Consider the following 7,489-nt stretch of genomic DNA (forward strand, 5'->3'; position numbering starts at 1 on the left):
CGCGCCGGCTTCCACGAGGGAAGCCGGCGCGGCTTTTTTGCGTCAGAGGGAGGAGTGCATCATGGTATTGATGGCCTCCTGATAGGAGAGCTGGATGTGCTCGGTGAGCAGCTGGCAGGCAGTTTCTTGCTGCTGCTGAAGAATGGCGTCCAGAATGGCGATATGCTCCTGATTGCTCACCTGATAGCGCAGGGGGCGCCATGCGGTGATGCGGATCAGGTTCAGATAGTCCACCAGACTGCGCATCAGCTGGGAGGCATACTGATTATGAAGGGTATCCACCAGCTCCAGGTGAAATTTATTGTCCAGTTCAATCAGGGGAGAGGCGGTCTGTCCGGCCCGGCCTGCCTCATCGTCCTGGTGCTCCAGCAGCAGGGTCCGCATATCGGTGGCCCACTGGAGATCCACCTGATAGAAGCACTGGCGGAGAATCATGGGCTCTAACAGGGAGCGGATCTCAAAGATATCATGGATGCTCTTGGGGGTGGGACGGGTGATCTCGATGCCTTTGCGGGGGTGAATTTGCACCAGATTGTCCTGGGCCAGCGCCAGAACGGCCTCCCGTACCGGCGTCCGGCCCAGCCCCAGGGATTCCTGAAGCTGAGACTCATTCACAAATTGGCCGGGAGCAAGTTCCTTTTGCAGGATCATGGACTTAATTTGGTCGTATGCCTGCTTGGACAGACTGGTCTCCCGTTTGGTATTAATAGGTGCCATAGGCAACTTCCTTCCGCTGCGACATACCAGAGTCAAGTGGCTGATATATCAACTGTACATTCATGTAATATATCATTCAACTGAAGTATACCAGTCTTGGAAGGACCCGTCAAGTGGGAGGGGAAATAGTTGCAAAATGAGAATGACCGCATTACTTTGCGAAAAAGAAGGGAGGCATCGGAATTATGATAGGGGATTTAAGGACATTTTCAGAACATCTTGTTGTCATATTATCACAAGAAGGAGAAAATGAAAATGAATTTCTTTGGCAGAATCGTCGGTTTATGGGTTGACAGGTCGAATAAACTGTGATATCTTCAAACCATAAAATATATCAGCAATATATCAGCTGGATATCAGCCCGGACCGAACTATGGGAGGGAACGATATGAGCAGGGCGAAGCCCTTTTTGGACGAAGATTTTCTGCTGACCACCGATACAGCCCGGTCGCTGTACCACACGGTGGCGGAGCAGATGCCCATCCTGGATTATCACTGTCACGTCAGCCCCCGGGAAATTGCCGAAAACCGGCTCTTTCATGACCTGACCCAGCTCTGGCTGGAAGGGGACCATTATAAGTGGCGGTTGATGCGGGCTAACGGGGCGGAGGAACGACTGGTGACCGGCGACGCCGATCCCTTTGAAAAGTTCCAGACCTGGGCCAAAGCGTTGGAGCGGGCTCCGGGTAATCCACTCTATCATTGGAGCCACCTGGAGCTGCGCCGCTACTTCCAGTATGACGGCCATCTGACCGGGGCCAACGCCAAAGAGGTGTGGGACCACTGCAGCAAGGTGATTGGAGATGGGATGTCCGTCCGGGATATCCTGAAAAAATCCAATGTGACCCTGCTGTGTACCACCGACGACCCGGCGGACAGCCTGGAGTGGCACGCCAAAATGGCTGCCGATGCCACCCTGGAGACCCGCGTGCTGCCCGCCTTCCGGCCCGATCAGGCGGTGAACCTGGAGAAGCCGGAGTTTGCCGCCTACCTGGAGCGGCTGGGCCAGGCGGCCGGCGTGAAGATCGACGGCTGGGACAGCCTGCTGGGGGCGCTGGAGAACCGGATGGACTTCTTCCATACCAACGGCTGCCGGGTGGCCGACCACGGACTGGACAATATCTGCTATCGGCCCGCTGGCACGGAAGAGCTGGACGCCATCCTGAAACGGCGGCTGGCCGGGGAAGAGGTGACCGGGGAAGAGAAGTGGAAGTACAAGACAGCCCTGCTTCTTTTCTTCGGAAGAGGCTATGCCAAACGAAACTGGGTGATGCAGCTTCACTTTGCCGCTCAGCGCAATAACAACACCAAGATGTACCGGCTTTTGGGACCGGATACCGGATATGACAGCATCGGGCCAGGAGTAAACCTGCCCGATCTGGCCGCCTTCCTCAGCACCCTGGAGGAGGAGGGGGCTCTGCCCAAGACCATCCTCTACTCTCTGGATCCCAACGACAACGCAGGACTCATCACCCTGATGGGCTGTTTCCAGGGACCGGGCGTGGCCGGGAAGATGCAGCACGGCGCGGCCTGGTGGTTCAACGACAATAAGGGCGGTATGGAGGCCCAGATGAAAGCCCTGGCGGCCAACGGCCTGCTGGGGAACTTTGTGGGGATGCTCACCGATTCCCGCAGCTTCCTCTCCTATACCCGGCACGAATATTTCCGGCGCATCCTGTGTGAGCTGCTGGGCGGCTGGGTAGAGAGCGGACAGCTGCCCGACGACCGGGCAGCACTGGAGGGCATGACGGCCGACATCTGTTACCGCAACAGCATTCGTTACTTTGGCTTGCAACAGTATCATTTACGGGGGGCGGAGAAGCTATGAGTATGATCAGCGTCAAGGGGTTGAAAAAGAGTTTCAAGAACCATGAGGTGCTCAAGGGCATCGACATTGAGATCCAGCCCGGTGAGGTGGTGGCCATCGTAGGGCCCTCCGGCTGCGGCAAGTCTACCTTCCTGCGCTGCCTCAACCTGCTGGAGAAGCCCTCCGGTGGACAGATCCTCTACCACGACGTGGATCTGGTCAGCGCCGACGCCAAGACGTCCACCAAGGTACTGCTCGGTATGGGCATGGTGTTCCAGCAGTTCAACCTGTTTCCCCACCTGACGGTGCTGGACAACATCATGCTGGCCCCCACCATGGTTAAGGGACAGGATAAGCAGACCAGCCAGGAGCAGGCCATGGCACTGCTCAAGACCGTGGGCCTGGAGGACAAGAAGGATGCCTACCCCAACCAGCTCTCCGGCGGCCAGCAGCAGCGTATCGCCATTGCCCGGGCTCTGGCCATGAAGCCGGAGGTCATGCTCTTCGACGAGCCCACCTCCGCTCTGGACCCCGAGATGGTAGGCGAGGTGCTGGACGTGATGAAGAAACTGGCGGCAGAGGGCATGACCATGCTGGTGGTCACCCACGAGATGGGCTTTGCCCGTGAGGCTGCCGACCGTGTGATCTTCATTGACGGCGGCTACATCGTGGAGGACAGCGAGCCAGAGGAGTTCTTCAGCCATCCCAAGAATAAGCGGCTTCAGGAGTTCTTGTGCAAAATGCTCTGATCTTCATTATATTAAGGAGGAAACGAACCATGTCTCAGATCAAGGTAGCTCGTTACAGTGATGTGAAGTACGACTTTGTCAACGGCTTTGCCAAGGTGCCGGTGCTGGAAGGGGAGTTCGACCAGGCCCACTTCGCCCACTGCGCCCTGCAGCCCGGCTGCTCCGTGACCCCTGACATCTACTCTGTGAAGGAGCACAATCAGCTGTTCATCTTCACCAAGGGCAAGGGCTACGTGACCACCCCCCGTCAGGCCTGGAACATTGTGGAGCCCGGTGTGTTCGTCCCCGAATTTGATGCGGAGCACTTCACCATCACCTGCTCCGCCGACAGCAAGCAGCCTCTGGAGTACCTGCATATCATCACCGAGCTGAGCGACTACGACAAGACCTGTCTGGTGGAGTCCCGCATGGTGCTGCCCCGGTTCCGCGGCATCTCTCAGGGCTGGACCTACGACGAGGACTTCAAGGACAACGACATCACCACTTCCATCATGCTGCTGGAGCACCGCAACCTGGGCCGTCTGTCCATGGGCTGCGTCCGGGGCAAGGGCCCGGTGGAGATTGGTCAGCACATCCACAACGAACTGGCCCAGTGGTACTTCCCCCTGCCCGGCTCCGAGTTTATCTATACCGCCGGCGGGGAAGAGGTTAAGATGACCGGCGGCGACCTGTCCTTCACCCCCACCGGCTTCTGGCACGGCAGCAAGGTGGAAGCGGACAAGACCTGCGACTACATCTGGTTCGAGATGTGCATCGACGGCTATCCCGGCGAGATCAAGTAAGATATCCATCCACTACACATTATCTATTTCAATGAAAAGGGGAATGTACCATGGCTCTGGTTCAGATTTCGAGAGGCGCTGAGGTCAAGCACAACTATGTGGACGGCGTGTCCCGGGTGCCCATCCTGGAGGGCGCTTACCATGACGCGACGGTGGAGCGCATCTCCATCCAGCCCGGCGCCGACCTGACCCCGGAGATCTTCTCCCGTCAGGAGCACAATCAGGTGTTTCTCATCACCGCCGGCAAGGGCTACATCGTCACCCCCCGCCGGGTGTTCAACATCACCGAGGTCTCCGTGTTCGTGCCCGACTTTGACAAGGAGCAGTTTACCTTCCATTGCGCCGCCGACGCCAAGGAAAATATGGAGATTGTTCACTTCGTCACCGAGCTGAGCGACTACGACAAGACCTGCCTGAAGGAGTCCCACCTGACTCTGCCCCGGTTCCGGGGTGTGTCCCAGGCCTGGCATTACAAGGAGGACTTCACCGGCGCCGATATTCAGCAGATGATGCTCATCGAGCACCGCAACCTGGGCCGCCTGTCCATGGGCGCCAACTTCGGCACCGGCCCCAACTACATCGGCCAGCACATCCACAACGAGCTGGAGCAGTGGTACATCATGCTGCCCGGCGCCTCCTTCACCTACACCGCCGAGGACGAGAAGATCCATGTGGTGGGGGGCGACGTGACCTACACCCCCCACGGCTCCCACCACGGCAGCGAGTGCGCCGAGGGCGAGAAGTTCGCCTATGTGTGGTTCGAGCTGTGTGAGAACGGCTATCCCGGCGAGATCAAGTAAGGATGGCCCGGAATTGGGAGCTGCTGGGCTCCAACAGCACCTACAGCCATGTGCCCCTGGAGGCCTGTCTGGATGAACTGGCGGAGCTTGGGTTGACGGCCCTGGACTTTGTACCCCAGACGCCCCATTTCTGGTGCAGTCATGCTGAGATGGGGGACGCCGCCGCCCTCCGGCGGATGCTGGAGGAGAGAGGCCTGCGGGCCGCGGTGGTCACCCCGCCGCCCTACCGCTATTCCATCACCGCCCCGGCGGGGATGCAGCGGCAGGCCACTCTGGACCATTACCGCCGCTGTATCCTGCTGGCGGCCTCCCTGGGGGCTGACCGGGTGGTGCTGGGGGCGGAGGGAGCCTGCTGGGATCTGGAACGGGACCGGCTGCTGGACCAGGCGGCGGAGTTGCTGGACAGGCTGTGTCCCACGGCGGCGGCAGCCGGAGTGAAGCTGCTGCTCATGCCGGTGCTGGGGCCCGATGCCCCTTTGGTCGCCCAGTCTCCCGTGCTGGGGCCGGCGGAGGAGATCCTGGGCATGATCCGCCGGGTGGACAGCCCCTGGCTGGGGACCTGTCTGGATACCAACGCTATGAGTGTGTGGGGAGACGATATCCCCGGCTGGTTTGCCCGGCTGGGGACCTGCACCGATCTGGTCCGGCTGTGCGACGGCAATTACCACGGCTGGCGGGCCTGGGGGGAGGGATGTCTGCCCATGGACCGCTATCTGGAACAGCTGGAGGCGACAGGGTACCGGGGAGAACTCTCCCTGCTGCTGCCCGGCGAGCGCTATGTGGACAGGCCCGGCCATCCGCTGAGGCAGGTCCTGGCGGCGCTGAGAACAGGGGGGAGGACATGAAGGGTATCCGACGCGACCAGCTGGTGAACATGAACCAGCACTACCGCCGGTTCTCTCTGGACTACTTCCTGGACTGCCAGCAGAAGCTGGGCTTTCGTCAGATCGAGCTGTGGTGTGGCGCTTCTCATTTCTGGCTGGACCACACCGGCTACGATGACGTATCGGTACTGAAGGGCAAGCTGAAGGATCATGGTGTGAAGGTGGTATCCATTACCGCCCCCAGCATGGCCTACCAGTACCAGTACGCGGCCCAGGACAGGGAGCAGCTGGAATACTCCTTCCGTTACTTCTCCAACGCCATCCATCTTGCCGCTGAACTGGGCGCCGACCGGGTGGTGGTCAACTCGGGCTGGGGTTATCTGGGGGAGGACCAGGATACCATGTGGAACCGGTGCCGGGATCATCTCTGCCGTCTGTGCAGGGTGGCCCAACCCCTGGGTGTAAACCTGGTGATGGAATCCCTGCGGGACGATGAGAGCAACCTGGTCTACAACCTGGAACGAGCTGTACGGATGTACCGGGAGGTGGATCACCCCAGCCTGAAAATGATGGTGGACAACATTGCCACCGGAGCGGCGGGGGAGAGCCTGGAGGACTGGTTCAAAGCTTTCGGCTCGGACCTGATCCATATGCACTTTCTGGACGGCGACCCCTGGCTCCACAACATCTGGGGAGACGGCAACACCTCCTTGTCCCAACAGATTCAAATCATGAACCAATGGAACTATACCGGCTACCTGGTGCAGGAGGTGGCGGATGAGCACTACTTCTCCGACCCCTTCGAGGCAGACCGGAAAAACCTCCGGGTACTGGAGCGGTTCCTGGAGGATTGAGCGTTATTTCCCGATGCGCCCCATCGGTAAATAAAATCAAATGTAAGGAAAGGTGAACATCATGAAGCTGAAAAGATTGATCCCCTCGGTCCTCTCTCTTGCACTGGTCTTTTCCCTGGCCGCCTGCGGCGGCGGCGGCAGCGGCAGCGCCAACACTCCCGCTCAGAATGAGACTACCCCCGCCCAGAGCGAGACCACCCCGGCTCAGACCGAGGGCGACGGCTCCCTGCAGCGCGTCCTGGACGCCGGCAAGCTGGTCATCGGCGCCGAGGGAAACTGGATTCCTTATGTGTACAACGAGGACGGCACCGGCGAGCTCACCGGCTTTGAGGTTGAGGTAGCCAAGGAAGTGGCCTCCCGCATGGGCGTGGAAGCTGAGTTCCAGATCTCCGACAGCTGGGACCCCGTTATGGCCGGTCTGGATGCGGGCCGCTGGGACATCGTCATCTGTGGCGTGAACCCCAAGCCCGAGCGTCAGGAGAAGTACGCCTGCTCCATCGCCTACGCTGAGAACCCCTTCTGCCTGGTGGTCAACGGCGACAACACCGAGATCACCTCCTTTGAGGACCTGGAGGGCAAGCTGTGCGCCAACTCTCCCTCCTCTGTGGCTGGCCAGATCGCCACTGAGTACGGCGCCACCACCGCCGACACCGACCTGACCGGTGCCATGGAGATGCTGAACACCGGCCGCGCCGACGCCCACATCAACAACGTGGCCGCCGTGGACGAGTATATGCAGAGCCGCCCCGACGTGAACGTGAAGATCGTTGCCACCTACGAGCCCAAGGAGGGCGAGGAGTATATGATCCAGTCCTCCGCCATGTGCCGCAAGGAGGACCAGGACCTGTGCAACAAGGTTTCCGAGATCCTTCAGGAGATGATCGACGACGGTACCCTGTACGACCTGACTGTTGAGTACTTTGGTCAGGCCGTGGCTGACAGCACCAGCATTTATC

The 7,489-nt window shown here is 59.7% G+C and carries 8 protein-coding genes; 7 read left to right on the forward strand and 1 reads right to left on the reverse strand.

The window, feature by feature from the left end; all coding sequences use genetic code 11:
• Positions 1-42 precede the first annotated feature (42 nt).
• The gene (locus IHN22_RS06260; protein ID WP_191434193.1) at positions 43-717 is read right to left on the reverse strand and encodes a GntR family transcriptional regulator; all 675 of its coding nucleotides are present in this window, start codon (positions 715-717) and stop codon (positions 43-45) included.
• Positions 718-1,105: 388 nt separating this feature from the next.
• Here IHN22_RS06260 and uxaC point away from each other — a divergent pair, with 388 nt between their 5' ends.
• The 7 genes from uxaC to IHN22_RS06295 form a co-directional block, all read left to right on the forward strand.
• The gene (gene uxaC / locus IHN22_RS06265; RefSeq protein ID WP_191434195.1) at positions 1,106-2,545 is read left to right on the forward strand and encodes a glucuronate isomerase; all 1,440 of its coding nucleotides are present in this window, start codon (positions 1,106-1,108) and stop codon (positions 2,543-2,545) included.
• 2 nt (positions 2,546-2,547) lie between these two features.
• The gene (locus IHN22_RS06270) at positions 2,548-3,273 is read left to right on the forward strand and encodes an amino acid ABC transporter ATP-binding protein (protein ID WP_191434205.1); all 726 of its coding nucleotides are present in this window, start codon (positions 2,548-2,550) and stop codon (positions 3,271-3,273) included.
• 29 nt (positions 3,274-3,302) lie between these two features.
• Entirely contained in the window at positions 3,303-4,055 is a 753-nt protein-coding gene (locus IHN22_RS06275; RefSeq protein ID WP_087399503.1) for a cupin domain-containing protein, read from the forward strand.
• 50 nt (positions 4,056-4,105) lie between these two features.
• A complete protein-coding gene (locus IHN22_RS06280) occupies positions 4,106-4,855 on the forward strand; it encodes a cupin domain-containing protein (RefSeq protein WP_087187380.1) in 750 nt (249 codons plus the stop codon).
• 2 nt (positions 4,856-4,857) lie between these two features.
• Complete coding sequence (locus IHN22_RS06285; protein WP_191434196.1) at positions 4,858-5,700, forward strand: sugar phosphate isomerase/epimerase family protein; 843 nt, start codon at positions 4,858-4,860, stop codon at positions 5,698-5,700.
• Positions 5,697-6,533: a sugar phosphate isomerase/epimerase family protein gene (locus tag IHN22_RS06290; RefSeq protein WP_191434198.1), complete on the forward strand. Its 837-nt coding sequence runs from the start codon at positions 5,697-5,699 to the stop codon at positions 6,531-6,533. The genes IHN22_RS06285 and IHN22_RS06290 overlap by 4 nt, the downstream gene beginning before the upstream one ends.
• 61 nt (positions 6,534-6,594) lie before the next feature.
• On the forward strand, positions 6,595-7,489 hold an 895-nt coding region (locus IHN22_RS06295; protein ID WP_191434200.1), incomplete at its 3' end, for a transporter substrate-binding domain-containing protein.

The sequence above is a fragment of the Flavonifractor sp. An112 genome, from assembly GCF_904377885.1.
In the GTDB taxonomy this organism is placed as follows: domain Bacteria; phylum Bacillota; class Clostridia; order Oscillospirales; family Oscillospiraceae; genus Flavonifractor; species Flavonifractor avicola.

Bases quoted from the DNA above. Each gene is read 5' to 3' on its own strand.
- IHN22_RS06260 (WP_191434193.1), bottom strand. From the start codon at position 717: ATGGCACCTATTAATACCAAACGGGAGACCAGTCTGTCCAAGCAGGCA.
- uxaC (WP_191434195.1), top strand. From the start codon at position 1,106: ATGAGCAGGGCGAAGCCCTTTTTGGACGAAGATTTTCTGCTGACCACC.
- IHN22_RS06270 (WP_191434205.1), top strand. From the start codon at position 2,548: ATGATCAGCGTCAAGGGGTTGAAAAAGAGTTTCAAGAACCATGAGGTG.
- IHN22_RS06275 (WP_087399503.1), top strand. From the start codon at position 3,303: ATGTCTCAGATCAAGGTAGCTCGTTACAGTGATGTGAAGTACGACTTT.
- IHN22_RS06280 (WP_087187380.1), top strand. From the start codon at position 4,106: ATGGCTCTGGTTCAGATTTCGAGAGGCGCTGAGGTCAAGCACAACTAT.
- IHN22_RS06285 (WP_191434196.1), top strand. From the start codon at position 4,858: ATGGCCCGGAATTGGGAGCTGCTGGGCTCCAACAGCACCTACAGCCAT.
- IHN22_RS06290 (WP_191434198.1), top strand. From the start codon at position 5,697: ATGAAGGGTATCCGACGCGACCAGCTGGTGAACATGAACCAGCACTAC.